We start from the raw sequence: 25,363 nt of genomic DNA, 5'->3' as shown, positions 1-25,363 counted from the left end.
TTGACGAAGTATCGCAAGCGGTCAGACGGGGCTTACCACAGCACGCCGTGGACGGGCTGCACCGGCTCGGGTGCGGGATCGCCGATCGCCTGGAGAAGGTCGATCTCGATCGTCCGGCACATCGCGTTGAGCGGCACGTCGTGGATCGTGTCCGCGAACGGATCGACCAGGTCATCGCCGATCTGCAGGACGGCGAGGAACATCAGCCCGGCGATCGTCGAGCCAACCGGCGTCGCATAGCCCAGCGTCTCGACCAGACCGATCGGCAGCAGCACGCAGAACAGCCGCGTGAACAGGCTTGGGAAGAACCGGTACTGATTGGGTAGCGGCGTGTTCTTGATCCGCTCCATGCCGCCCTGTGCGTTGGCGATGTCGACCAGGATCGCCTCGAACTGCGTCTGCTGGATGGTGTCGATCCAGCCGTTGCGTCGCGCGATGTCGATCCGGCGGCCGGTGCCATCGAGAAGGCCGTTGGCGATATTGGTACGCTCGAGTGCGAACGATGCCTCTTCCTTCGACAGGAAGCGCAACACTTCGGGCGGCACCGGCTGCTTGCGCAACTGACAGCGCAGCGCGTTCACGTAAGCGATCTGGCGGAGCACGATCGTCCGCTTCATGTCGTGGCCCTCGGGCTCGGGCAGCATGTTGCGGGCCATACGCGCGAGGTTGCGCGAGGCGTTGATCATCAGGCCCCAGAGGCCGCGGCTTTCCCACCAGCGCTGATAGGCGGAATTGTCGCGGAAGCCGAGGAACAGCGCGAGCGCGGTACCGAAGAGAGTCAGGGGGAGCGCGGGCGCGTGGAACGGCAGGACGTAATAGGTGATCGTGACGATCACGTCCCAGACGAACAAGCCGAGCAGCGGGCGCCAGACTTCGCTCAGGATCTGACTGAAGCGCGGTGTTGCAGTGACGATCAAACGAAAGCTCCCTTGTTTACAAGGCTTTTAATGCGCGAAGTAGCGTTTCGCTGCAATGCAGCGACGATCAGCGGCCCCGCTTAGCCGCCAACGAGCGACTGATCGCGCAGGCCGCGCCATATCTTGATCGCTTGGACCGTCTCGGCGACGTCGTGGACGCGGAGGATCTGGACACCTGCCTCGACACCTTTCAGCGCCAGCGCGAGCGAACCGGCGAGGCGCTGGTCGACCGATGCTTCGTTCGAGAGCGCGCCGATCAGCCGCTTGCGGCTCGCGCCGAGCATGATCGGGCAGCCGAGACCGTGGAAGATCGCCAGGCCGTTTAGCAACGCGAGGTTCTCGGCGAGCGTCTTGCCGAAGCCGATGCCGGGATCGACCATGATTCGCGACCGGTCGACGCCGCCCGCGACGACCGCGGCGATGCGCGCTTCGAGCCAATCGACGACGTCGGTCAGGACGTTGGCGTAGCCGCCGTCGCCGTGACCGCCCTTTTTCGGATCGGGCGAGTGCATCAAGACGACCGGGCAGCCGCTTTTCGCGACCACGTCCAGCGCGCGATCGTCCCAGAGGAGCGCGGCGACGTCGTTGACGATGTGCGCGCCGGCAGCGAGCGTCGCCTCCATGACCGCGGCCTTGCGGGTGTCGACCGAGACGATCGCGCCGGCGCGCGCGAGGCGTTCGACGACGGGCACGAGCCGCGCGATCTCGTCGCCTTCCCATACCGCGGGAGCGCCGGGGCGGGTCGATTCACCGCCGACGTCGATCATCGTCGCGCCGGCGGCGGCCATGTCGATCCCGGCGGCTGCGGCGGCGGCGGGGTCGTCGACGTGCTTGCCGCCGTCGGAGAAGCTGTCGGGGGTTACGTTGAGGATGCCGGCGACGATCGGCTGGTCGAAACGTAGCGTGCGTTCGCCGAGCTGGATCGGCGCTCTGGGGGCGGTGATGGCGGCGTGAAGGTGGGTCGCGCGCTCGCCTAGCGTCGCGACATCGGCGACGGGTATCGTCCGGCGGGCGCGGCCTTCGATCACTTCGTAGGCGGCGAACCATTGCAGGCCGCCGGCGAGGCGCGCGACGCTGTTGTCTTCGTGGCCGATCGGGGTGTCGACGAACTGGACGGGGCGGAGGTGGATCATCGGTCTCCTGCTCCCCTCCCTGAAAGGGAGGGGGTGGGGGTGGGTCGGCCGGTTGGTTTACGTATCGGCCGCCAAGCAGCCAACCCACCCCCAGCCCCTCCCTTTCAGGGAGGGGGGCAAGAAGGTCAGACCGTGGTTGCGAGCAGGTACGTCTGGCGGAGGTCGTCGATCGGTTTCAGCCCCTTCTCGGTTTCGTAGTGCCAGAAGCTCCAGCCGTTGCAGGCGGGAGCGTTCTGGAGCGTCGAGCCGAGCTTGTGGATCGAGCCGATCGTGCCGCAGTCGCTGAGCAGCGAGCCGTCGGCGCGGATCGTCGCGCGCCACCGCCGCTTAGAGTCGGTGAGCAGCGCGCCGGGGGCGAGGTACGCGTTCTCGACGAGGACGCCGAACGCGACCTTGGGCTGCGTTCGCGGGCTCATCATCGTGGCGAGTGCCGATTCGTCGAGCGGCAGTGCGGCCTCGATCCGCTCCTGCGCGGCTTCGATGTAGTCGCCTTCGCGGTCGATGCCGATCCAGCTGCGACCGAGACGCTTGGCGACCGCGCCGGTCGTGCCGGTGCCGAAGAACGGGTCGAGCACGACGTCGCCGGGCTTCGTGCACGCGAGCAGGATGCGGTAGAGCAGCGCCTCGGGCTTTTGCGTCGGATGCACCTTGGTACCGTTCTTCTTCAGCCGCTCGGCGCCGCCGCAGGTGGGGAATTCCCAGTCGCTGCGCATCTGGAGTTCGTCGTTGAGCGTCTTCATCGCGCGGTAGTTGAAGTGGTATTTCGCCTTCTCGCCCTTCGACGCCCAGATCAGCGTCTCGTGCGCGTTGGTGAAGCGGGTGCCGCGGAAATTGGGCATCGGGTTGGTCTTGCGCCAGACGATGTCGTTGAGGATCCAGTAGCCAAGATCCTGCACCGCCGCGCCGACGCGGAAGATGTTGTGATAGCTGCCGATGACCCAGAGCGCGCCGTCGTCCTTGAGGATGCGGCGTGCCTCCTTGAGCCAGGCGCGGGTGAAGCGGTCATAGGCGGCGAAGGTGTCGAACTTGTCCCAGTCGTCGGTGACGGCGTCGACGTGCGATCCGTCGGGACGATAGAGTTCACCGCCGAGCTGGAGGTTGTAGGGCGGGTCCGCGAAGATCATGTCGATGGAATTCGACGGGAGCGCCTTCATGTGCTCGATGCAGTCGCCGCGCAGGATCTGGTCGAGCGGGAGTACGGCTTGAACCGTCGGTTCCGCTACTTTCTTCGCACGCGGCCGTGCGATCGTGTCGATCAAACCCATGTTTTCCGCCCCTTATCGACGCCCATAGCGGCGGAATTGTCCGACTCCGTCAAGCAAACATTCGTTAACGGCGTTTCGGTGCGATTCCGCCGCTGCGACCAATCGAGTCGGCTTCATCCAGATGTTGAGTCGTGGGAGACTCGCGGCTCAAGCCCTTGGGGTGTGGCGCGAAAGACTCAGCCCGTCGTTTCCTGTGCGAAAAGTCCCTCGCGGGCGAGATAGGCGGCGGCGACGGGGGCGAAACTGCGGCGGTGAATCGGCGTGGGACCGTGATCGCGGAGTGCCTTCATGTGGTGCGCGCAGCCATAGCCCTTGTTCGAATGCCAGTTATATTCGGGATGCACGTCGGCTGCGGCGATCATGATGAGGTCGCGCGTGTGCTTGGCGACGATGGAGGCAGCGGCGATCGACAGCGATTTCGCGTCGCCGCCGACCAGCGGCGTGGCGGGGTAGGTCCAGCGCGGCAGGCGGTTGCCGTCGACCAGGACGTGGCCGGGGGCCTGGCCGAGTTCGACCGCCAGCGCGTCGACCGCGAGCGTCATCGCCTTCATCGTCGCCCAGTAGATGTTGAGCGTGTCGATCTCGTCAGGCTGGACGATGCCGATGCCGACGATCGCGCAGCCTTTGAGGCGGGCGCAGAGCCGTTCGCGCTCGGAGGCGGAGAGCTTCTTCGAATCGTCGATGCCGCGGGGGACGCCTTTTGCGGGGAGGATGACGGCGGCAGCTACGACTGGCCCGGCGAGTGGACCGCGACCGGCTTCGTCGACACCGGCGACGGGGCCGATGCAGAGCTTTTCGTGTTTCATGCCGGGCATTGGCGGTCTTTCCACTGGTCGAACGGACTGGTGCCGAGGGCGTGCCCCATCGGGCCGTGCCCTGCGCCAAGCCCTGGCGCGCTGGCAAGTGCGGCGCGGACGAACGCGATGGCGCGCGCGATTGCGGCGTCGAGCGGCAGGCCTTGGGCGAGCCCGGTGGCGATGCCGCTGGCGAGCGTGCAGCCGGTGCCATGCGCGTGGCGGGTTTCGATGCGGGGGTTGGTCCAGCGGGTTTCGCTGGCGTCGGTGACGAGGCGGTCGGTGATGTGGGGGCCTTCGGCGTGGCCGCCTTTGACGAGGACGGCTGGGCCTAGGGCGCGGATTGGGGCTTCCCCGCCGAGCGCTGCGAGTTCGGGGAGGTTGGGGGTTACGAGCGTGGCGAGCCGCATGAGGCGGGTGAAGGCGGCGATGGTGTTGCTGTCCGCGAGAACGGAGCCGGAGGTTGCGATCATTACCGGGTCGAAGATGATCGGGAGTCTGCTCCCCGCCCTGGAAGGGAGGGGTTGGGGGTGGGTTGGCTTGGGGCTGGTGTCGCGCTCGCCCAGCGGCCTACCCACCCCCGGCCCCTCCCTTCCAGGGAGGGGGGAAAGGCGTTCGAGATATGCGGCGACCGCGTGCGCGGTGTCTGCCGAGCCGATCATGCCGATCTTGATTGCGTCTACGCCAATGTCCGAGACGACCGAGTCTATCTGCGCGAGGACCATGTCGGTTGGGATCTGGTAAACGGCCTGCACGCCGAGCGTGTTCTGCGCGGTGATTGCCGTCACAGCCGTCATGGCGTGGCCGCCGAGCATCGTGACGGTCTTGATATCTGCCTGGATGCCTGCGCCGCCGCCGGAGTCGGAGCCGGCTATTATGAGGATTCTGGCGGTCATTGGAGGTCGGCCGGGAAAGTGAAGTATAGAAAGTATAGACGCTCGCACGGTTTCGGGGCGGAGCCGTTTGGGGTGGCTGAGCGGGGTTTGGCGCGGTTGGCGGTCATACGCTGGGCTATGTCATACCTAGTGATATGTAGGACAGGGGTATGCCCCCACTAACCACCCCGGCGGAGGCCGGGGCCCAATTGGATGGCGTTGCTAACTGAGGGTAGCGTTCCGTTACCTCGACCTTGCCAATTGGGCCCCGGCCTTCGCCGGGGTGGTAGAAGTGACCGGACTGGTAGAAGCGGCCGGGGTGGCGAATTGGGGTGGGCTGCTTCGGTGGCCCCTAGTGCCGCCTGCCCGCTGCCGGCTTTTGCGGTGGCGCTTCACCTAGCCTTGTCGGCCGGTCGAGCAATTCGCCGCCGCAGTTCGGACACCGCTCGTCGAGTGCCTCGGCGCACTCCGCGCAGAAGGTGCACTCGAACGAGCAGATGAACGCGCCCGGCGCATCGGCGGGCAAGTCGGTGGTGCAGCGTTCGCAGGTGGGGCGCATCTCTAGCATCAGGCGGCAGCCTTCCGCACGGCGTCGCAGATCCGGTCGACGACCTGTTCGACCTGGGCGAGATCGTCGCCCTCCGCCATCACGCGGATCACCGGTTCGGTGCCCGACGGGCGGATGACGAGCCGTCCCCTGCCGGCGAGTTCGGCTTCCGCCTCGGCGATCACCGCCTTCACCGCGTCGTGGTCGAGCGGCTTGCCGCCGGCGAAGCGGACGTTCTTGAGCAACTGCGGCAGGGGCTCGAAGCGGTGGAGCACTTCGCTGGCGGGGGCGCCCGAGCGCTTGACCTCGGCGAGGATCTGCAACGCCGCGACCAGGCCGTCGCCGGTCGTCGCATAGTCGCTGAGGATGATGTGGCCCGACTGTTCGCCGCCGACATTATAGCCGCTCGACCGCATCTTCTCGAGCACGTGGCGATCGCCGACCGCGGTGCGGACGAGACCCAGCCCTTGCGCGGCGAGATGGCGTTCGAGGCCGAGGTTGGACATCACTGTCGCGACCAGACCGCCGCCGGCGAGCCGCCCCTGGCGCGCCCAGCTGGCGGCGATCGTCGCCATCAGCTGGTCGCCGTCGACGATCGTGCCGGTCTCGTCGACGACGATCAGCCGGTCGGCGTCGCCGTCAAGTGCGATGCCGATGTCGGCGCCGCTCGCGACCACCGTTTCGGCAAGCGCCTGCGGTGCGGTCGAGCCGACGCCGTCGTTGATGTTGGTGCCGTTGGGGGTGACGCCGATTGCGACGACATCGGCGCCGAGTTCCCACAAGGCCGAGGGTGCGACCTTGTATGCGGCGCCGTTCGCGCAATCGAGCACCACGCGCATGCCGTCGAGGCGGAGATTCTCGGGGAAGGTCGACTTGGCGAAATGGATGTAGCGGCCCTGCGCATCCTCGATCCGGCGCGCGCGGCCGATCTGGTCGGAGGGGACGAGCGGGATGTCACCGTCGATCAGCGCCTCGATCGCCGCCTCGGCCTCGTCGGACAGCTTGTAGCCGTCGGGGCCGAACAGCTTGATGCCGTTGTCCGCGTACGGGTTGTGGCTGGCGGAGATCATCACACCGATATCCGCGCGCATCGACTGGGTCAGCATCGCCACTGCGGGCGTCGGCATCGGCCCGACCATGACGACGTCCATGCCAACGCTGGTGAAACCCGCGACCAAGGCCGATTCGAGCATGTAGCCCGACAGCCGCGTGTCCTTGCCGATGACGACGCGATGGCGGTGATCGCCGCGCTGGAAATACGCGCCGGCGGCCATGCCGACCTTCATCGCCATTGCCGCGGTCATCGGCGAGACGTTGGTGGCACCACGAATGCCGTCGGTGCCGAAATATTTTCTTGCCATCGCGCGCTTTCCGTCCGGTATCGGGGTTCTATGCCGTTGATAGCGCGGTAGACCACGAAGGGCGAGCATGTCGCAGACTACACGGATTCTCGCCGCGCTGATCGGCGGCATCGCGATGGGAATCGCCGCGGCGGCGTGGTCGCCGGCGAACGCGATCGCGGCGACGGCGGTGACCCAGCCGATCGGGTCGGCGTGGCTGCACGGGTTGCAGATGGTGATCGTGCCGCTGGTCGTCGGGCTGCTCGTGACCGGCATCGGCGCGACCACCGAGGCGGCGCGCGCCGGGCGGATCACCGTTCGCGCGATGGTGATGATCGTCGTCATCCTGTGGAGCACGACGATCATGTCCGCGCTGGTCATGCCGTTGATCTTGGATACCTTTCCACTGCCGCACGCGTTAGGCGCCGCGTTGCGTGCCGCACTGACGGGTGCTGCGCCGGTCGGGCCGGTGCCGGGGATCGGTGCGTTCTTCGATACGATCGTGCCGACCAACATCGTCGCGGCCGCGTCCAGCGACTCGTTCCTGCCGCTCACCGTGTTCGCTCTGACCTTCGCCTTTGCCGTGACGAAACTGCCCGACGATCGCCGCCGCGTGCTGACCGGCTTCTTCCAGGCAGTCGTCGACGCGCTGCTGATCATCATCACATGGGTGCTGAAGCTCGCACCGATCGGCATCTTCGCGCTCGCCTACGGGGTCGGCGCGCGGACCGGGTCGGCTGCGTTCGGCGCGCTCCTGCACTATATCGTCTGCGTCTCGGCGATCGGCTTCATCGTCCTGCTGTCCGCCTATCCGATCGGGATGATTGGCGGGCGGGTCGGCTTTGGCCGGTTCGCGCGTGCGGTCGCGCCGGCGCAGGCGGTGGCGATCAGCACGCAATCGTCGCTCGCCTCGCTGCCGGCGATGTTGAAGGCCTCGACCGACCTCGGTGCGTCGCCCGCCACCGCCGGGATCGTCCTGCCGCTGTCGGTCGCGGTATTCCGGGCGACCAGCCCGGCGATGAACCTGGCGGTCGCGCTGTACGTCGCGCACTGGCTGGGGCTGCCGATCGGGCCGGGGCAGATGGCGGCGGGCGTGGCGACCGCGGCGATCACGACGATGGGGTCGATCTCGCTGCCGGGCACGATCAGCTTCGTCGCTTCGGTCGCGCCTGTGGCGCTGGCGATGGGCATCCCGCTTGAGGTGCTGGGTCTGCTCATCGCGGTCGAGACCATACCCGACCTGTTTCGCACCGTCGGGAACGTGACGATGGACACCGCCGTTACCATCTCCGTCGCAGCGCGGTCCGATCGCGTCGGCGCTCAGGAGAACACCCATGAAGTATCGCACGCTCGGCCCTGATTTCGAGGTTTCCGCGCTGGGCTTAGGTTGCATGCCGATGGCCGGGATCGGCAAGGGCATGTACGGCGAGGCGAACGCCGATGAGAGCATCGCGACGATCCACCGCGCGATCGAGCTTGGCGTGACGCTGTTCGACACCGCCGAGATCTATGGCCCGCTGGTCAACGAGGAACTGATCGGCAAGGCGATCCGCGGCAAGCGCGACGGCGTCGTGATCGCGACCAAGTTCGGCTTCCGCTATGACGAGAACGGGATGACGGGGGTGGATTCCACACCGGCCAATGTGCGGCGTGCCTGCGAGGGATCGCTGAAGCGGCTGGGCGTCGAGACGATCGACCTGCTGTACCAGCATCGCGTCGATCCGGGGGTGCCGATCGAGGATACGGTCGGCGCGATGGGCGACCTCGTACGCGAGGGCAAGGTGCGGCATCTCGGGTTGTCGGAGGCGGGGCTCGACACCATTCGCCGGGCGGCGGCGACGCATCCGATCGCGGCGTTGCAGAGCGAATATTCGCTGTGGGAGCGCGATGTCGAGGACGCGATCCTGCCGTTGTGCCGCGAGTTGGGGATCGGGTTCGTGCCCTATTCGCCGCTGGGACGTGGGTTTTTGACGGGGCAGATTACTGCTCGGTCGGATCTGCCCGAGGGCGATTATCGGCGGAACGATCCGCGGTATTCGGAAGAGAACTTCGCCAAGAACATGGAGATGGTCGCGGTGGTGAAGTCGATCGCCGATACGCATGGTGCCTCGCCTGCGCAAGTCGCGCTCGCGTGGTTGCTGGCGCAGGGCGACGACATCGTGCCGATCCCGGGATCGAAGCGCCGGGTTACGCTGGAGGACAGCATGAAGGCGGCGGATATCACGCTGACCGCGGACGATCTGACGAAGCTGGATGCGGCCGCGCCTAGGGGTGGGACGGCCGGGCCGCGGTATGGTGAGAAGGCGCTGTCGATGACGCGGATCTGAGCTGCCGTATCAATCCTCCCCCGCCAGGGGGAGGTGTCGCCGAAGGTGACGGAGGGGGAGGACACGGAACCGCGGTTATCCCTTTCCTCCCCCTCCGTCTGGCAAGCGCCAGCCACCCCCCCCTGGCGGGGGAGGATTTGCGAAGTACTACTGGACGCCGTGCATCCACTTCTTGATCAGCGGCGAGATCAGCAGCAGCACGACGCCGATGCCGGCCGAAACCAGGCCGATCGTCCAGAACACGCCGGCATAGGTATCCAGGCTGACCTTCAAATTGGTCACCTGTCCCCCGACCGTCTCGACGCTCGCGACCTGCGCGACGACGCCGGCCACATACTGCGCGACCGAGATCGACAGGAACCAGACGCCCATCATCAGCCCGACGACGCGCGCGATCGACAGCTTGGTGATCATGCTGAGACCGACCGGCGAGATGCAGAGCTCGGCGAACGAGTGGATGAAATACAACCCTGCCAGCCACCAGATCGCGACCTTGAACGAGGGTCCGACCATGCTTGCGCCCCAGACGAGGAACAGGAAGCCGACACCGACGCCGATCAGCGCGATGCCGAACTTGACGGGGATCGACGGCTCCAGGCCCTTGGCGGCGAGCTTGGTCCACAGGATCGACATGATCGGCGCCAACGCGACGATGAAGAACGCGTTGAAGAACTGCGTCTGGCCGGCCGAGATGCTGAAAAGGCCGAACACGCTGAGATCGGTGTTGCGATCCGCGAACAGCGTCAGCGAGGAGCCGGCCTGCTCGAACAGCGTCCAGAACACGACGTTGAACACTATCAGCACCATCGCCGCGAGCATCATCTGGAACTCGCGACGCTCGCCGTTGACGAACGACCAGATCAGGATGCCCGGCACCGCGATCAGGAACGTGCCGAACAGCAATTTGCCCATCAGCGACAGCGAGGCGATGTAGCCGAGGATCCCCGACCCCGGCACCGGCGGCACGGCGTTCATGAGATTGACGAACAGCAGGTAGAAGATCGGGATACCGAGCAGTGCGAGCGCATAGATGCCGAGCGCGCGGTCGGGGCCGGTGCGGACCGGGGGCTCGCCGTAGCCGTTTAGCTTGCCGCCATCGAATTGGATCAGCGTCCACGAGGCGAGCATGCCGATCGCGGCAAGGCCAAAGCCGGCCCACCAGCCGACCGCGACCGCGAGGAACGGGCAGAGCAGCTGCGAGAACAGCGAGCCGAGGTTGATGCCCATGTAGAAGATCGTGAACCCGGCATCGCGGCGCTTGTCGCCCTGCGCGTAGAGTTCGCCGACCATCGTCGAGATGTTGGGCTTGAAGAAGCCGTTGCCGACCGAGATCATGCAGAGCGCGAGCAGCATGATCGTGACGTAGAAGCTGCTGCGTTCGGCGCCCGATTCGAAGCCGCCCTTCTCCACCGTGCGCGCGGTCGAGCCGTCGGGGGCGAGCAGCGAGACGGTGCCGTCGTCGTTGCCCTTGATCTTCAGCTTGTTCGCGCCATCGACGAGATAGCGGACTTCGCTGTCGGCCTGGTCGACGACTTCGATCGCGTAACGCTGGTTGGCGATCGTCGCATACGGCTTGGCGGTCTCGCCGCCGAAGCAGAGCAGCAGATAGCCGAGCGCCATGATGATCGCGCCGAATTTTACGGCACGCTTGGAGCCTAAATACTGATCCGCGAGATAGCCGCCGACCAGCGGGGTCAGGTACACTAGCGCGGTATAGCCGCCGTAGAGCCCGGTCGCCTCGCGGTCGCCGAACACGAAATGCTTGGTGAGGTACAGCGTGAGGAGCGCGCGCATGCCGTAATAGCCGAACCGCTCCCACGCTTCGGTGGTGAACAGCCGTGCGAGCTGGCGGGGATGCCCGAACCAGGTTTCGCCGGACGCCGGGTTGATATGGGTGATATCCGGCTCTCGCGGGGTATCCGCGGTCGGGGTGTCCACCATTCTTACGCTCCCTGATACTCGTCTTGGCCGCCGTCGAACGCGGGGCCGTTATGGCGCGCAACCTAGCGGCAAAGCTCGGCCTGTAAATATCGCACATCAGGGCTTATCTGCCGGAACATGCTCAACGACCGCTCCACGCCGCTCTCGCTGCTCGCCACCCGCCGCTCGGGAAAGCCACGCGACCTGATCGCGCCCGGCCCCGATTCCTACCAGCTGGCGACGATCCTCGAGATCGCGGCGCGGACACCCGATCACGGCAAGCTCGCGCCGTGGCGGTTCGTCGTCGTGGGTGACGAACACCGCGCGGCGCTGTCGACGCTGATTGCGGACGCGTATCTGGCGGAGCGGCCTGCGGCATCGCGGACCGAACTCGAGTCGCTCGACCAGTTCGCGCATCAGGCGCCGACGCTTGTGGTCGTGCTGTCGTCGCCGAAGGAGAGCAAGATTCCGCTTTGGGAACAGGAGCTTTCAGCGGGGGCGGCGTGCATGAACCTGCTTCATGCGGTGCATGCGGAGGGGTTTGCGGGTGGCTGGCTGACGGGGTGGCCGGCCTATTCGGACTTGGTGCGCGATGCGTTCGGGACGGCGGCGGAGCGGATCGCCGGGTTCATGTTCATCGGAACGCCGTCGCGCGCGCTCGACGAACGGCCCCGCCCGGATATGGCACGGCTCGTAAGCCATTGGGAATCCTGAGCCTCGACTTTCCGCCAGATTGCTGTATTAGAACAGCATGACAGCGCTCAGCAGCGACGACAGCCCCGTATATATCCGCCTTCGCAGCACGATCGCCGCGGGGATTTTGCGAGGCGACTATCGCGCGGGCGACCAGTTGCCGTCGGTGCGCGCGTTTGCCGCCGAGCAGGGGGCTAATCCGCTGACGGTCGCCAAGGCGTATCAAAGCTTTCAGGACGATGGCTATGTCGAGGTGCGGCGCGGCGTCGGGATGTTCGTGATGCCGGGTGCGGCCGAGGCGTTGCGGGTGGCGGAGCGCGAGAACTTCGTGACGACGCAGTGGCCCAGGATCTTGGGGCATATCGACCTGTTGGGGTTGGATGCGCACGATCTTTTGGAGCGCGAGCGGGCTTAAGAGCCCTCACCTGCCGTTCGTCGTGCTTACCCAGCTCGTCCTACGTCCTGCCCCCCTTCCGTTCGTCCTGAGTAGTCATCGAGTAGTGGCGAAGCCGCGTATCGAGAGGACGTATCGAAGGACAGGTTGGCGCGTGGAACCCATGCTTCGATACGCACCCTCGATACGCTCCTGACGGAGCTACTCGGTCGCTACTCAGCACGAACGGAAGTGGGGGATGGCGCGGCGGTACGAGGTGCGAAATCCGAGATTCGGTTCTGCGCGACGTCTAGAACAACCCCAGCGCCGCGACATCCTCGACGCTCAGGTCGATCCCGAACAACAGGCTCGTGCGGATGCGGTACACGCGCGGGTCTGTGATCTCGCCGACCGTCGTGTCGGTGCCCGAGCGCCGGCGGTAGTTGCGGCCGATCAGCGACGCGAAGCCGTTCGGGAGGACGATGCTGGCGATCGGGGTGTGGGTGAAGCGGCTCGACGGCGCGGTCGAGGTCCAGTGGTTCGACAGCGCGAGGTCCGCATCGAACACCGGCGCGAGCGTGAAGCTGTATTGCGGCTGGAATCCTCCCGTCTCGCCGCGACCATCGGTGGTCATCGGATCGCCGTCGCGGAGTAGCATCCAGCCTTGCTCGGTCGCTTCGAGGCGGAAGCGTGCGCCGTCGGGAGCGGTTGCCTCGGCGCCGTCGGCGAGCGGGAGGACGGGCGTGTAGCTGCCGCCGAAGCCGGTGTCAGCGATCCAGTCCTGGCCGTCGATCGTTACCAGCGCGAAGGTGTGGGTGAGCGGCGGTACGTCGGTCGCGGCGATCCACACGCGGGCTAGCAACGGGCGTGCGGTGAAGCCGAGTTCCGCGAGGGCGTCGAGGAAGAGGCGGTTGTGCTCGAAGCAATAGCCGCCGCGGCGCGCGGTGACTAGCTTGGCGAAGACTGAAGCGGTGTCGATCGCGATGCCGCGGCCGAGGACGACGTCGAGGTCCTCGAACGGGATCGAGAGACGGTGCGCGTGCTGGAGGCGGCCGAGACCGATCGAGTCGAGCGTGGGCCGCGCGGGCATCGCGACACGGAGGAGATAGGCTTCGAGGTCGAACATCGGTCGGGCTTTCAGAGATTTGCTGTTTCCCCATACCGTCCGTTGGGCGGGGGCGTCGAGTGCGGGGACCCGATGTTGCACGTGACGCAGCGCCCCCTCCCCCCGTTCATGCTGAGCGAAGTCGAAGCACCTGCGTGTTGGGCATGCCCTTCGACTACGCTCAGGGCGAACGGGATGTGTGGCGACATCCCTGCTTGCTCCGTCACCCCGGGCTTGTTCCGGGGACCACCGTTCCACGTTCCCATTCCCCCGGATCTGCGGAACGGTGGACGCCGGAACGAGTCCGCCATGGCGGCGTGGTTTGGGCTGTCGCGACCAGTGGCGTCCCTCTCGATCCTCCCCCGCAAGGGGGAGGTGGCTGGCGCTTGCCAGACGGAGGGGGCGGTAACGGTTTACCGTCGTTGCGTGTCCTCCCCCTCCGTCACCTTCGGTACCACCTCCCCCTTGCGGGGGAGGATAAAAGCGGCCGCCCGGGTGCCACTCCGCGACAGCCTGTACCGCCGTCCCATCAGCTACCTCCCCGCCGGAGGCCAGGGCCCAATTGGAACGTCGGATGTAACCGAGCACCGCGCGGATCACCACCGTCCCCCAATTGGACCCCGGCCTCCGCCGGGGAGGGGCGGACGACGATGTCGCGTTCGATCAGGCCGCGAACAGGTCCGCTTCGATCGAGTACAGCACCGCCGCGCTGGCGTTCGCGGCGGCGTTGAGGCCCATTGCCTCGGGGACGATCTGGTCGAGGTAGAAGCGCACTGCCGCCGCCTTCATCCGGCCGAAATCGTCGCTGCCGGCCACCCCGCCCTGCCGCTCCATCAGCCAGCCGCAGGTTGCGACCGACAGCATCGTGAGGAACGGGTAGCTCGCCGCCAGCTTGTCGTCGGCGTCCGCGGTGGCGAGTTTACGTCCGATCGCTTCGCACGCGTCGACCAGCGACAGGAGGCGTTCGTCCTTCGCCTCCGCGCGAATGTCGGCGATCAGCGTGGCGAACGCGCCGCCATTGTCGAGACCGAGTTTGCGACCGACCAGATCCGCCGCCTGGATGCCGTTGGTGCCCTCGTAGATCGGCGTGATGCGGGCATCGCGGAAATACTGCGCGGCGCCGGTTTCCTCGACATAGCCCATGCCGCCGTGCACCTGGATGCCGAGCGACGCGACTTCGTTGCCGAGATCGGTGCCGTGGGCCTTCGCCAATGGCGTGACGAGTTCAAGGCGGTTGCGCGCGGCGTGGTCGCCGAGATTGGCACGATCAACCTGCCCTGCCGCGTAGTAGACGAGTGCGCGCGCCGCCTGCGTCTGCGCCTTCATCCGCATCAGCATGCGGCGGACGTCGGGATGTTCGACGATCTTGACCGACTCCTTGTTCGGCGAGCCAGCGCGCGCCGACTGGACGCGGTCCAAAGCATAGGCAACCGCGCCCTGCGTCGCGCCCTCGGCGACCTGGACGCCCTGGAGGCCGACGTTGAGGCGCGCGTTGTTCATCATCGTGAACATCGCGCGGATGCCGCCGAGCTCCGCGCCGATCAGCTCGCCGATGCAGTCGTCGTTGTCGCCGAAGCTCAGCACGCAGGTCGGCGACGCGTGGAGGCCCATCTTGTGCTCGATCGAGACGACGCGGACATCGTTGAACTCGCCTGGCGTGCCGTCTTCGTTGAGGCGGTACTTGGGGACGAGGAACAGCGAGATGCCCTTGGTCCCAACCGGTGCGCCCGGTGTCCGTGCGAGGACGAGGTGGACGATGTTTGGCGCCATGTCGTGATCGCCGAACGAGATATAGATCTTGGTGCCCTTGATCGACCACTTGCCGTCGCCAAGCGGAGTGGCGGTCGCGCGGAGAGCGCCGACATCGGAGCCCGCCTGCGGCTCGGTGAGGTTCATCGTGCCAGTCCATTCGCCGGTCGCGAGATGGGGGAGGTAGAGCGCCTGCTGCTCCGGCGAGCCGTGATGCTGGAGCGCCTCGATCGCGCCGACGGTCAGCGTCGGGCAGAGCGCGAAGCCCATGTTCGCCGAGCCAAGCGTGTCGAGCACCGCGGTCTGGATCGCGAAAGGCAGGCCCTGCCCGCCCCATTCCTCGTCGACGCCGATCGTGCCCCAGCCGCCCTCGACATAATCCTTGTACGCCTGCGCGAAACCGTCGGGCATGACCACGCCGTCGGGGGTCCATTTGGCTCCGACCGTATCGCCTGCGCGGTTGAGCGGGGCCCATTCGCCGGCCGCGAGTTGCCCGACGCCTTCGAGGACCGCGTCGACCACGTCGTCGCTGGCGGCGGCATAGCGTTCAGTGTCGGCAAGCTCGCCGATCCGCACGATATGATCGAGCACGAAACGCTGTTCGGTGGTTGCTGGAGTGAAGGCCATCGCATCCTCTTATCGCTACGGTTTGGACCCGCTATACGCCTGTGGAATGACCCGTCCACACCCTCGGATTTTACCCTACGGCACGGCCGCGATCGCCGAAGCCGCCGTGCTGATTCGCGACGGGGGGATCGTCGCGGTGCCGACCGAGACGGTGTACGGACTCGCCGCGGACGCTACGAATGCGGCGGCGGTGGCGCGGATTTATGCGGCCAAGGGGCGGCCGAGTTTCAATCCGCTGATCGTGCATGTGGCGAATCTGGCGGCGGCGGAGCGCATCGCGGTGTTCGATGCGGATGCTCGGGCGTTGGCCGAGGCGTTCTGGCCGGGGCCTTTGACGTTGGTGCTGCCGGTGCGGGGGGATTCGGGGATCGCTTCGCTGGTGACCGCGGGGTTGGATACGATCGCGATCCGAGTGCCGCGGCATCGGGCGATGCAGGGGCTGATCGCGGCGTCGGGGCGGCCTTTGGCGGCGCCTTCGGCCAATGCGAGCGGGGGGATTTCACCGACTACCGCGGCGCATGTTGCGGGAAGTCTGGGGGGGAACGTACCGCTGATCCTCAATGACGGAGCTACCGAGGCGGGATTGGAGTCGACGATCGTGGCCGGGCGGACGGTGCTGCGGCCGGGGCCGGTTACCGCGGAGGCTATCCGCCAGCACCTCGAACACCACCCCGGCGAAGGCCGGGGCCCAGTTGGAACGTCGGAAGTAACTACGCGCAACGCCGATCATGACAGTCCCCCAACTGGGCCCCGGCCTTCGCCGGGGGGGCGTGAGGGTGGGGTGACAGCGCCGGGGCAACTGGAGAGCCACTATGCTCCCAAGAAGCTTCTGCGGTTAAATGCTATCGAGGCAGCGTCGAACGAATGGCTGATCGGATTTGGCGAAGTGGCGGGCGACGTAACCCTCTCCGCATCAGGGGACGTGGTCGAAGCGGCCGCGAAGCTGTTCGACCTGCTCTACGCTGCCGATGCGAATGAACGTCCAACGATCGCCATCGCGCCGATCCCGTCTGAAGGCATTGGTGAAGCGATCAACGACCGCTTGCGCCGTGCCGCACATCGATAGTCCGTTCCCCTGCGCACGCAGAGGTCCAGGAGTCAGGTCGGATGACGGTATTTAGCTGGGCCCCCGCTTCCGCGGGGGAACAGCATTGGTCCGATCTTACGCGTTCACCGCCGCCTTCGACCGTGCGGCGAAGCTCTTGCGCAGCTTCTGCAGCTTGGGCGGGATCACCGCCATGCAATACGGGTTCGAGCGGCCCGAGGTTTCCCAGTAATCCTGGTGATAGCCCTCGGCCTCGTACCACGTGTCCATCGGCTCGATGGTGGTAACGATCGGCTTGGGCGAGTCGGCCTGTGCGCGGGCCAACGCCGCTTCCATCTCCGCCTTCTGCGCGTCGTCCGCCGGGAACATCGCCGAGCGGTACTGAGTCCCCACGTCGTTGCCCTGCCGGTTCAGCGTCGTCGCGTCGTGCGTCGCGAAAAAGATGTCGAGCAGGTCGCCGAGCTTCAGCTGCTCCGGATCGAAGCCGATGCGGATCGCCTCGGCATGGCCGGTGTCGCCGCCGCAAACCTGTTTGTACGTCGGATCAGGGACATGCCCGCCGATATACCCGCTCTCGACCGACTCCACGCCGATCACGTCCTTGAACACAGCTTCGGTGCACCAGAAGCAGCCGCCGGCCAGCGTTACATAATCCGTCATAACGATCTCCTTTCCGCCAATGTAGGAAGTCGCTACCCCGCAACAAAGAGGAGACGCGCATGATCGACGGTAAGGTTATGGTGACTGGCGGGGCCGGCTATATCGGCAGCCACGCGGTGCTGGCGTTGCTCGATGCGGGGTATGACGTCGTCGTGCTCGACAATCTCGTCACGGGATTCGACTGGGCAGTCGATCCCCGCGCCGCGTTGGTCGAGGCGAACGTCGCCGACGACGCGAAGGTCCGCGCGGCGATCCGCGAGCATAACGTCCGGGCGATCATGCACTTCGCCGGCTCCGTCGTGGTCCCCGAGTCAGTCAGCGATCCGCTCAAATATTACCGCAACAACACCGCCGCCAGCCGTGCGCTGATCGAGAGCGCGGTCGTCGAGGGCGTGCCGCACTTCATCTTTTCGTCGACCGCCGCAACCTATGGCACGCCCGAAAAGGTGCCCGTCGCGGAGGGCGATCCGACCGTGCCGATCAACCCCTACGGCATGTCGAAGCTGATGACCGAGGCGATGCTGCGCGACGTCGCCGCGGCGCATCCGATGAACTACGCGGCGCTGCGCTACTTCAACGTCGCCGGCGCCGATCCGCAGGGGCGCAGCGGGCAATCGACCATCGGCGCGACGCATCTGATCAAGATCGCGGTCGAGGCCGCGACCGGCAAGCGCAACGCGGTCGGCGTCTACGGCACGGATTTCGACACGCCCGACGGCACCGGCGTGCGCGACTATATCCACGTCACCGACCTTGCCGCCGCGCATGTCGCTGCGCTGGACGTGCTGATCGCCGAACCGGCCAAGAGCCACACGCTCAACGCGGGCTATGGCAAGGGCTTCTCGGTGCTCGAGGTGCTCGATGCGGTCGACAAGGTTACCAACCGGACGATCGAGCGTCGCCTGGAAGGACGTCGCGCGGGCGATCCGGCGATGCTGATCTCGGACAATCGCGCGATCCTGGAAACGCTCGACTGGACGCCGCGCCATGCCGATCTCGCCGGCATCGTCCGCGATGCGCTGGCGTGGGAGCGGGCTCTGGCGGAGAAGGGCCGGTGAGGCTCCGCTCGCTGCTGTTCGTGCCGGGCGATCGTCCCGAGCGGATGGTCAAGGCCCTCGGGCTGGGGGCGGACGCGCTGATCCTCGACCTGGAGGATTCGGTCGCGCCGGCAGCCAAGGCGGCGGCGCGCGAACACGTCGCGACGTTCCTTGACCAGCCTCGGACGGTGCCGTTGTTCGTGCGGATCAACCCGCTCGACTCCGGCCTGGCGGATGATGACCTCGCGGCGGTGCTCCCCGGCAAGCCTGACGGGATCATGCTGCCCAAGGCAGAGGGCGGCGCATCGCTGGCGGCGCTCGACGCCAAGCTGGGCGGTAACGTCGCCATCCTGCCGATCGCGACCGAGACGCCCGCCGCGATGTTCGCGCTAGGGACCTATGGCGGTGTAACGGATCGGCTGGTCGGGCTGACCTGGGGTGCGGAGGACCTGCCCGCGGCGATCGGTGCGGCGACGTCGCGCGAGGCGGACGGATCGTACACCACGCCGTACCAGCTTGCCCGGTCGCTGACCTTGTTCGGCGCGCATGCCGCGGGGGTGGCCGCGATCGAAACGGTCTATCCCGATTTCCGCGATCTGGACGGGCTGGCCGCCTATGCCGCGCGCGGGCGGCGCGATGGGTTCACAGGGATGATGGCGATCCACCCGAGCCAGGTCGCGGTGATCAACGCGGCCTTCACGCCGTCAGCCGAGGAACGCGCCAAGGCGCAGGCGATCGTCGACCTGTTCGCCGCCAATCCGGGTGCGGGCGCACTCCAGTTGGAGGGCAGGATGGTCGACGCGCCGCACCTGAAGGCGGCGAAGGCGCTGCTAGCGCTCGCCGCCGATTGAGTCGCGCACGCGCGCGGTGGCGAGCCACCAGGCGAGCGCCCAGAGCGTGCCGAAGCTCCATCCGGCCAGCACGTCGCTCGGCCAGTGGACGCCGAGATAGACGCGGCTGCAGCCGATCGCGCCGACCAGCAGGATCGCGACGACCAGCAGATACGCTCGGATCGCGCGGTCGCGGGTCACCTGCGATGCGAGGCCGGCGAGCGTGAGATAGACGATCGCGCTGTTCGCCGAATGCCCGCTCGGGAAGCTCATATGCGTGACGGTGACGAGGTGCGCGACGATGTCGGGGCGCGGGCGGGCGACCTGCAGCTTGACGAGCTCGACCACGATATTGCCGGTGACGCTGGCCGCGACCATCGCGGCGGCGGTCAGCCAGAGGCGCTGGACGATCAGCAGGCCGGCGGCGACCACCACGACGATCGTCAGGACGATGCCGCCGCCAAGTGCGGTGACGTCGGCTGCGACCTTGGGCAGCCATGACGGTCCGCCCCACGCGCGCAGACCGAGGATGATCGACCGGTCAAACGCGAACGGCCAGTGATCGACCGCGAGACCGACGAGGAGGATGAGGGCTAGCCCAATCGCCGCGACCGACGCGCCCGCTAGAATCGCCGGGACATGCCTCCGCCTGCTCGGCGCATCGCCCGAGGCATCGATGGTGGGTCCGCCGGGGCTCGAACCCGGGACCTCTCGATTAAAAGTCGCTTGCTCTACCAACTGAGCTACGGACCCCCGCCATCGTGGACCGCGCACCTAATCGCGTGGCCGCTTTCGGTCAACCGATTGCGCCAATTGCCGGATCGTTCGCCCGGTCAATGGATCGCGCCATTGTGGGATCAGGCCGGCGAGGGGGGTGAGGACGAAGCTGCGGGTGCGGAAAGCGGCGTGAGGGACGGTGAGCCCGCGTGACGACCACGCGCCGCCGGACCAGAGTACGATGTCGAGGTCGAGGACGCGGCTTCCCCAGCGGCGGCCGGGGCGGCGGCCGAACGCGCGCTCGATCCGTTTGAGGCGGACGAGCAGCGCGGCGGGGTCTTCGGGCGTCTCAATCAGTGCGACGGCGTTGGCGTAGCGGCGGTTCGAGGGACCGAGGGGTGCGCTGGCGACCGTCGGCGAGCGTGCCACGACAGCGCCGAGCGTCTCCAAAGCGGCGGCGATCTCGCGCTCGGGGCTCCCGTGACGGCCGCGGCGGTTGGAGCCGAGCGCGATCGCGTAGGTGGTCGCGGCCTGCGCGATCGGCGGGAGCGGGGTTGCAGGCGACATTTGGTCCGCCTAGCGCAATCCCATGGATTCCACACCTTACACCTCCGAGCTTCCCGAAACCGTCGACGAGACCGGCGAAGTCGACGTCACGACCGTCTTCGCGCCTGTCTCCGCGCTGCCTGAGACCGAGCCGCCGCATGACTGCCCGCTCTGCCCTCGCCTCGTCGCCGTGCGCGAGCAGTTGCGGGCCGAGTTCCCGACCTGGTGGAACGCGCCCGTCCCTGCGTTCGGGGATCCCGCGGCGTGGCTCGGCATCATCGGCCTCGCGCCGGGGAAGCATGGCGCGAACCGCACGGGCCGCGCGTTCACTGGCGATTATGCAGGGCAGTTCCTGTACGAGACGCTCGGGCGGTTCGGGCTCGCAACCGGGACATATGGTGCCAAGGCCGAGGATGGGCTGGCGCTCGATGGCGCGATCATCCTCAACGCGGTGAAGTGCCTGCCACCCGAGAACAAGCCGACGCCCGAGGAGATTCGCACCTGCCGGCCGTTCCTCGAGACGCAGGCGGATGCGGTGCCAACCGCGCGGGTGTTCGTGGCACTGGGGCATATCGCGCATCAGTCGGCGGTGAAGATGCTGGGTGGGCGGCTGCCCAAGGCGCGGTTCGCACACGGCGCTGAGCATGTGATGCCCGATGGCCGCGTGCTGATCGATAGCTTCCATTGCTCGCGGTACAACGTGAATACGGGTGTGCTGACCGCGGATATGTTCGATGCAGTGTTCACGCGGGCGCTGGAGCTGCGCGGGGCGGACTAACATCTCTCTCCGTCATCCTGACGAAAGTCAGGACCCAGGGTAACGAGACGCGGTTCTGTTTGGCTCTGGGTCCTGACGTTCGTCAGGATGACGGGAGGGCGGTATTCGACCGCTCGATCCTCCCCCGCAAGGGGGAGGTGGCTGGCCCTTGCCAGACGGAGGGGCGGTACGCGATCACGTTTGCTCCGGGTCCGCCCCCTCCGTCACCTTCGGCGACACCTCCCCCTGGCGGGGGAGGATCGTGTGGTTTCTGCTACTTGATCACCCAGGCCTCACCGGCCTCTGGCGTGCGGAAGCGGTTCGCGGGGATGTGTTCGCGGATCAGCGCGGCGCGGAGATGCTCGGGCGGTTCGTTGATACCCTCGGACGTCAGCTCGAACGTGCCCCAGTGAACGCCGAGCGCATAGGCCGCGCCGAGTTGTTCGAACGCGGTCACCGCCTGGTCCGGGCCGATGTGGTTGTCGGTTTCGTGGCCTGCGAAATGATAGGCGCCGATCGGCAGGATGGCGAGGCGGACCGGTCCTGCTCGGCGCGCTTCGGTTGCCCAGCGCATGTCGCCGGGGCCGGTGTCGCCTGCGAAATACAGGTTGCCGCCGGGTAGCGTCACGGTGAAGCCTGCCCATAACGTCTTGTCGAGATCGCCGGGATCGTATTCGCTCCAGTGATGCGCGCGGTCGACGATCACATCGACGCCGGGACGCAACGTCACCCGCCCGCCCCAGTCGCGCGCGACCGCACGGACGCCGCTGCGCGCGAGGATCTGGTCGTTGCCGAGGCAGGTCACGATCAGCGGCTTGTCGCGGTGCCAGAGCCGTCTCATCGTGGTCATGTCGAGGTGATCGCGGTGGTTGTGGCTGAGCAGGATCAGGTCGATCTTCGGAAGGTCCGCGATACGTACGCCGGGTTCGCGGACTCGCTTCACGCCGAGGAACTGGACCGGGGACGAGCGCTGCTGCCACATCGGATCGGTCAGGATGTTGAGCCCCTGGCTCTGCACCAGCACGGTCGAATGGCCGATCCAGGTTACGCGCATCGTCTGGCCCTCGACGCGAGCAGGGGGCCGCGTCGGGGTGACGGGCACTTCGGGCCATGTGCGGTAGGGTGGCTTTACGAGATTGCGGAGCAGCGCGACCGGGCCCTGCTTTTGCTCGCCGGTGCTGCCCTGCACGCCGTCGGGGTTGAAGAAGCGTTCGCCGTTGAAGTGATCACTCAGGGGAAATGTCCTCACGGACGGCGTTGCGCAGCCGGCGAGGAGCGCGAAAGCGAGCAGTATCAAACGAGTATGGATCATGGCGCGCTGACGGATATGTCACTCGATCATCAGGGTCCAGTCACGCGCGAGCTGCCAAAGCGACTAGCATGGACGATGATTTCGAAGTGCGCGGGTTGCATGAGCAACTGTCGGAGGAGCGCGCTGCTGGCGGTGAGGCGTTCGACCAGCGGATCGCGTTGTTTACTGCGATCCTGGCGACGCTGGCGGCAGTGACCAGCTTCCTCGGTGGGCATACGCAGAACGAGGCGTTGCTCCACAAGAACGAAGCGGTGCTGATCAAGGCTCAAGCGTCCGATGCGTGGGGCTATTACCAGGCGGAAGACTTGAAGCGGCATATCGCGCAGATGGAGGTCGACCTCGCGCCGCCCGGGTTCGGTGCGACGCAGATGGCGACGCACCGGGCGGATATCGCGCGGTACAAGGCGCGGGGGACGGCGCTGAAGCGGGAGGCGGAGACGCTCGATCGGCGCTCGGCGGCGGCGGACGGGGAGTCGGACGAGGCGCTGCGGCCGCATACGAAGCTGGCGCTGGCGGTGACCGCGATCCAGGTGGCGATCGCGCTGGCTTCGATTACCGCGCTGACCGGGCGGCGGTGGTTGCTGTGGGTTGCGGGGGCGGCTGCGCTGGTGGGGGCGTTGCTGGCTGGGCTGGCTTGGTTCTGACGGCCGCCCCCAATACCCCGTCATCCTGGGTTCGGCCCAGGATCCAGAGCCACCTTCGCTGCGCGCTGTAACTCTGGATTCCAGCTTTCGCTGGAACGACGGGGCGGGTCAGATGTCCTGGACCAGCCTTCCGTACAGATCCGGCCGGCGATCGCGGAAGAAGCCGAAGGCGGCGCGGTGGCGCTTGACGATGTCGAGGTCGATCGTCGCGGTGATCACGCCTTCGTCGTCGCGGCCTAGCTCCGCCAGGATGTCGCCGCGCTCGTCGGCGATGAAGCTGGTGCCGTAGAAGGTCTGGCCGTGCTCGACGCCGACTCGGTTGGCGGCAACGATCGGGACGACGTTGCTGACCGCGTGGCCGACCATGGCGCGGCGCCATAGCCTCGCGGTGTCTAGCGACGTGTCATGCGGCTCGCTACCGATCGCGGTCGGGTAGAACAGCACTTCGGCACCCATCAGCATCATAGCGCGCGCCGTTTCCGGGTACCATTGGTCCCAGCAGACGCCGACGCCTAGCGTCGTCCGTCCGGCGTCCGACGCATGCGGCCAGACCTTGAAGCCGGTGTTGCCGGGGCGGAAGTAGAATTTCTCCTCGTAGCCGGGGCCGTCGGGGATGTGGCTTTTTCGATAGACGCCCTGCACGTTGCCGTCGGGGCCGATCATCGCGAGGCTGTTGTAATGGTGCGGGCCGTCCGCCTCGAAGAAGCTGGTCGGGATGGTGACCTTGAGCGCCTCGGCGAGCGCCTGCATCGCGAGGACCGCCTTGTGCTCGCCGACGGGTGCGGCGTTGGCGAACAGGCCTTCGTCCTCGACGCGGCAGAAATACTCGCCCTCGAACAGTTCGGGCGGCAGGATGACCTGCGCGCCTTTCGCGGCGGCCTCGTGGACGAGGCGCGACACGTTGGCGATGTTGCGGTCGATGTTGGGCGTGAAGCCCAGCTGCAGCGCGGCGACGGTGATCTCGGTCATGGCGGCGCATATAAGGTGACGCGCCATGGAGTGCGAGCCTTCTTGCTGTTCCCCGCGGAGGCGGGGGTCCAGGGTAACGGGGGGCATCGTTTGTGATCCTGGGCCCCCGCCTTCGCGGGGGAACTAGGAGCGGCGATTGACACTGCCCTGCCCTGTCCGACATGCGACCGGAGATGATGACACCCCACCTCCCCGCAAGCTGGCAATCGCTGGAAGCCGAGTTCGACGCGCCGTACATGCGCGCGCTCGATGCGTATCTGGAGGGCGAGCGGGCGGCGGGAGCTCGGGTGTTTCCGGCAGATGCGGACCGGTTTCGGGCGTTGGAGTTGACGCCGTTGGATCAGGTCAGGTGCGTGATCCTTGGGCAGGATCCGTATCACGGCGAGGGGCAGGCGCATGGGCTGAGCTTCTCGGTGCGGGAGGGCGTGCGGACGCCGCCTAGCCTGGTGAACATCTACAAGGAGCTGGAGGCGGATCTGGGGATCCCGCGGGCACGCCACGGCATGCTCGATCATTGGGCGGCGCAGGGCGTGCTGTTGCTCAACGCGGTGTTGAGCGTGCGGACGGGCGAGGCTGCGTCGCACCAGAAGCGCGGGTGGGAGCGGTTTACCGATGCGGTGATCGCGGCGGTGAACGCGCAGGACAAACCGGTCGTGTTCCTGCTGTGGGGGGCGTATGCGCAGAAGAAGGCGGCGTTCGTCGACGATGTGAGCAAGGGCGGGCGGCATCTGGTGATCGCGTCCGCGCATCCTTCGCCGCTGGCCGCGCGGACCGGGTTCTTCGGATCGCGGCCGTTCAGCCGGGCCAACGCCTTTCTCGAAACCAACGGGCGCGCTCCGATCGACTGGGCGCTGCCGGAGACTGACCGATGAGCGACGAATACACTTACGACGAAGCGACCGGCGAGTGGGTCGCGGGCGGCGCGGCGACGGCGGTGGCGGCGGACGACGGCGCGGTCGTGGTGCGGGATTCGGTCGGCAACGTGCTGGCGGACGGCGACCAGGTGACGCTGATCAAGGACCTGACCGTGAAGGGTGCGGGGCAGACTCTCAAGCGCGGGACGGTGATCAAGTCGATCCGGCTGACCGGCGACGCGCAGGAGATCGACTGCCGGTACGAGGGGATCAAGGGACTGGTCCTGCGCGCGGAGTTCGTTCGGAAACGGTAGGTTTCGGGCCGCA

The 25,363-nt window shown here is 66.9% G+C and carries 26 protein-coding genes and 1 tRNA gene; 11 read left to right on the top strand and 16 right to left on the bottom strand.

The features are described from left to right. Positions 1-32: 32 nt before the first annotated feature. The 7 genes from O6Y00_RS14080 to glmM form a co-directional block, all read right to left on the bottom strand. Positions 33-917: a bestrophin family protein gene (locus O6Y00_RS14080; protein WP_353443217.1), complete on the bottom strand. Its 885-nt coding sequence runs from the start codon at positions 915-917 to the stop codon at positions 33-35. Between the two features lie 80 nt (positions 918-997). Beyond that, the gene (folP, locus tag O6Y00_RS14075; RefSeq protein WP_353443216.1) at positions 998-2,050 is read right to left on the bottom strand and encodes a dihydropteroate synthase; all 1,053 of its coding nucleotides are present in this window, start codon (positions 2,048-2,050) and stop codon (positions 998-1,000) included. A gap of 125 nt (positions 2,051-2,175) precedes the next feature. Next, entirely contained in the window at positions 2,176-3,315 is a 1,140-nt protein-coding gene (locus O6Y00_RS14070) for a site-specific DNA-methyltransferase (RefSeq protein ID WP_353443215.1), read from the bottom strand. A 176-nt stretch (positions 3,316-3,491) separates the two neighbouring features. Next, positions 3,492-4,130 carry a ribonuclease HII gene (locus O6Y00_RS14065; protein ID WP_353443214.1) on the bottom strand — a complete coding sequence of 213 codons (639 nt, stop codon included), beginning with the start codon at positions 4,128-4,130 and terminating at the stop codon, positions 3,492-3,494. Continuing rightward, complete coding sequence (gene thiD / locus O6Y00_RS14060) at positions 4,118-5,005, bottom strand: bifunctional hydroxymethylpyrimidine kinase/phosphomethylpyrimidine kinase (protein WP_353443213.1); 888 nt, start codon at positions 5,003-5,005, stop codon at positions 4,118-4,120. The genes O6Y00_RS14065 and thiD overlap by 13 nt, the downstream gene beginning before the upstream one ends. Before the next feature lie 331 nt (positions 5,006-5,336). After that, positions 5,337-5,552, bottom strand: coding sequence for a DUF1272 domain-containing protein (locus O6Y00_RS14055; RefSeq protein WP_353443212.1), 216 nt, complete (start codon positions 5,550-5,552; stop codon positions 5,337-5,339). Then, entirely contained in the window at positions 5,552-6,892 is a 1,341-nt protein-coding gene (gene glmM / locus O6Y00_RS14050) for a phosphoglucosamine mutase (RefSeq protein WP_353443211.1), read from the bottom strand. Before glmM ends, O6Y00_RS14055 begins: the two co-directional genes overlap by 1 nt. A gap of 67 nt (positions 6,893-6,959) precedes the next feature. On the opposite strand from glmM, the gene O6Y00_RS14045 reads away from it, so the two are divergent. Beyond that, on the top strand, positions 6,960-8,231 hold the full coding sequence (locus O6Y00_RS14045) for a dicarboxylate/amino acid:cation symporter (protein WP_353443210.1): 1,272 nt from the start codon (positions 6,960-6,962) through the stop codon (positions 8,229-8,231). Then, positions 8,206-9,198 (top strand): aldo/keto reductase, encoded by a 993-nt coding sequence (locus O6Y00_RS14040; RefSeq protein WP_353443209.1) that lies wholly within the window; start codon positions 8,206-8,208, stop codon positions 9,196-9,198. The genes O6Y00_RS14045 and O6Y00_RS14040 overlap by 26 nt, the downstream gene beginning before the upstream one ends. A gap of 147 nt (positions 9,199-9,345) precedes the next feature. Here O6Y00_RS14040 and O6Y00_RS14035 read toward each other — a convergent pair whose 3' ends face one another. Continuing rightward, positions 9,346-11,139, bottom strand: coding sequence for a peptide MFS transporter (locus O6Y00_RS14035; RefSeq protein ID WP_353443208.1), 1,794 nt, complete (start codon positions 11,137-11,139; stop codon positions 9,346-9,348). A 117-nt stretch (positions 11,140-11,256) separates the two neighbouring features. Between O6Y00_RS14035 and O6Y00_RS14030 the strand changes: the two genes are divergently transcribed. Both O6Y00_RS14030 and O6Y00_RS14025 read left to right on the top strand, forming a co-directional pair. After that, positions 11,257-11,832: a nitroreductase family protein gene (locus O6Y00_RS14030; protein ID WP_353443207.1), complete on the top strand. Its 576-nt coding sequence runs from the start codon at positions 11,257-11,259 to the stop codon at positions 11,830-11,832. 37 nt (positions 11,833-11,869) lie between these two features. Beyond that, on the top strand, positions 11,870-12,226 hold the full coding sequence (locus tag O6Y00_RS14025) for a GntR family transcriptional regulator (RefSeq protein WP_056053547.1): 357 nt from the start codon (positions 11,870-11,872) through the stop codon (positions 12,224-12,226). 268 nt (positions 12,227-12,494) lie between these two features. Here the strand turns inward: O6Y00_RS14025 and O6Y00_RS14020 are convergent, their stop codons facing one another. Together O6Y00_RS14020 and O6Y00_RS14015 are read right to left on the bottom strand one after the other, a co-directional pair. After that, a complete protein-coding gene (locus tag O6Y00_RS14020) occupies positions 12,495-13,310 on the bottom strand; it encodes an arylamine N-acetyltransferase family protein (protein ID WP_353443206.1) in 816 nt (271 codons plus the stop codon). A 642-nt stretch (positions 13,311-13,952) separates the two neighbouring features. Beyond that, on the bottom strand, positions 13,953-15,665 hold the full coding sequence (locus O6Y00_RS14015) for an acyl-CoA dehydrogenase (RefSeq protein WP_353443205.1): 1,713 nt from the start codon (positions 15,663-15,665) through the stop codon (positions 13,953-13,955). Positions 15,666-15,711: 46 nt separating this feature from the next. On the opposite strand from O6Y00_RS14015, the gene O6Y00_RS14010 reads away from it, so the two are divergent. Further along, positions 15,712-16,731 carry an L-threonylcarbamoyladenylate synthase gene (locus O6Y00_RS14010; protein WP_353443204.1) on the top strand — a complete coding sequence of 340 codons (1,020 nt, stop codon included), beginning with the start codon at positions 15,712-15,714 and terminating at the stop codon, positions 16,729-16,731. A 96-nt stretch (positions 16,732-16,827) separates the two neighbouring features. On the opposite strand, the gene msrA is transcribed toward O6Y00_RS14010, so the two are convergent. Beyond that, a complete protein-coding gene (msrA, locus tag O6Y00_RS14005) occupies positions 16,828-17,370 on the bottom strand; it encodes a peptide-methionine (S)-S-oxide reductase MsrA (protein WP_353443203.1) in 543 nt (180 codons plus the stop codon). A 59-nt stretch (positions 17,371-17,429) separates the two neighbouring features. Here msrA and galE point away from each other — a divergent pair, with 59 nt between their 5' ends. Together galE and O6Y00_RS13995 are read left to right on the top strand one after the other, a co-directional pair. Then, entirely contained in the window at positions 17,430-18,428 is a 999-nt protein-coding gene (gene galE, locus O6Y00_RS14000) for a UDP-glucose 4-epimerase GalE (protein WP_353443202.1), read from the top strand. Continuing rightward, entirely contained in the window at positions 18,425-19,258 is an 834-nt protein-coding gene (locus O6Y00_RS13995; RefSeq protein ID WP_353443201.1) for an HpcH/HpaI aldolase/citrate lyase family protein, read from the top strand. Before galE ends, O6Y00_RS13995 begins: the two co-directional genes overlap by 4 nt. Here the strand turns inward: O6Y00_RS13995 and O6Y00_RS13990 are convergent. From O6Y00_RS13990 to folK, 3 genes are all read right to left on the bottom strand, one after another. Beyond that, complete coding sequence (locus O6Y00_RS13990) at positions 19,238-19,672, bottom strand: phosphatase PAP2 family protein (RefSeq protein ID WP_353443200.1); 435 nt, start codon at positions 19,670-19,672, stop codon at positions 19,238-19,240. The two genes, O6Y00_RS13995 and O6Y00_RS13990, sit on opposite strands and share 21 nt — an antisense overlap. 242 nt (positions 19,673-19,914) lie before the next feature. Continuing rightward, a tRNA-Lys gene (locus O6Y00_RS13985) sits at positions 19,915-19,990 on the bottom strand. A 21-nt stretch (positions 19,991-20,011) separates the two neighbouring features. Then, a complete protein-coding gene (folK, locus tag O6Y00_RS13980; protein ID WP_353443199.1) occupies positions 20,012-20,521 on the bottom strand; it encodes a 2-amino-4-hydroxy-6-hydroxymethyldihydropteridine diphosphokinase in 510 nt (169 codons plus the stop codon). Between the two features lie 22 nt (positions 20,522-20,543). On the opposite strand from folK, the gene O6Y00_RS13975 reads away from it, so the two are divergent. Further along, positions 20,544-21,278 (top strand): uracil-DNA glycosylase, encoded by a 735-nt coding sequence (locus O6Y00_RS13975; protein WP_353443198.1) that lies wholly within the window; start codon positions 20,544-20,546, stop codon positions 21,276-21,278. A 253-nt stretch (positions 21,279-21,531) separates the two neighbouring features. Here O6Y00_RS13975 and O6Y00_RS13970 read toward each other — a convergent pair whose 3' ends face one another. Further along, complete coding sequence (locus tag O6Y00_RS13970; RefSeq protein WP_353443197.1) at positions 21,532-22,506, bottom strand: MBL fold metallo-hydrolase; 975 nt, start codon at positions 22,504-22,506, stop codon at positions 21,532-21,534. 131 nt (positions 22,507-22,637) lie between these two features. Here O6Y00_RS13970 and O6Y00_RS13965 point away from each other — a divergent pair, with 131 nt between their 5' ends. Continuing rightward, positions 22,638-23,213 (top strand): DUF4337 domain-containing protein, encoded by a 576-nt coding sequence (locus tag O6Y00_RS13965; protein WP_060526044.1) that lies wholly within the window; start codon positions 22,638-22,640, stop codon positions 23,211-23,213. Positions 23,214-23,321: 108 nt separating this feature from the next. On the opposite strand, the gene aguB is transcribed toward O6Y00_RS13965, so the two are convergent. Further along, positions 23,322-24,182 carry an N-carbamoylputrescine amidase gene (gene aguB / locus O6Y00_RS13960; protein WP_353443196.1) on the bottom strand — a complete coding sequence of 287 codons (861 nt, stop codon included), beginning with the start codon at positions 24,180-24,182 and terminating at the stop codon, positions 23,322-23,324. A gap of 173 nt (positions 24,183-24,355) precedes the next feature. On the opposite strand from aguB, the gene ung reads away from it, so the two are divergent. Both ung and O6Y00_RS13950 read left to right on the top strand, forming a co-directional pair. Further along, positions 24,356-25,054, top strand: coding sequence for a uracil-DNA glycosylase (gene ung / locus O6Y00_RS13955; RefSeq protein WP_353443195.1), 699 nt, complete (start codon positions 24,356-24,358; stop codon positions 25,052-25,054). After that, positions 25,051-25,350, top strand: a complete 300-nt coding sequence (locus O6Y00_RS13950; protein ID WP_353443194.1) for an alkylphosphonate utilization protein — start codon at positions 25,051-25,053, stop codon at positions 25,348-25,350. The genes ung and O6Y00_RS13950 overlap by 4 nt, the downstream gene beginning before the upstream one ends. The last annotated feature ends 13 nt before the right edge of the window (positions 25,351-25,363 follow it).

The organism is Sphingomonas faeni (assembly GCF_040407565.1).
GTDB classification, from domain to species: Bacteria; Pseudomonadota; Alphaproteobacteria; order Sphingomonadales; family Sphingomonadaceae; genus Sphingomonas; species Sphingomonas faeni_F.
Note: the sequence above shows the minus strand (reverse complement) of the source record. Positions and strands in the feature narration are given on the sequence as shown.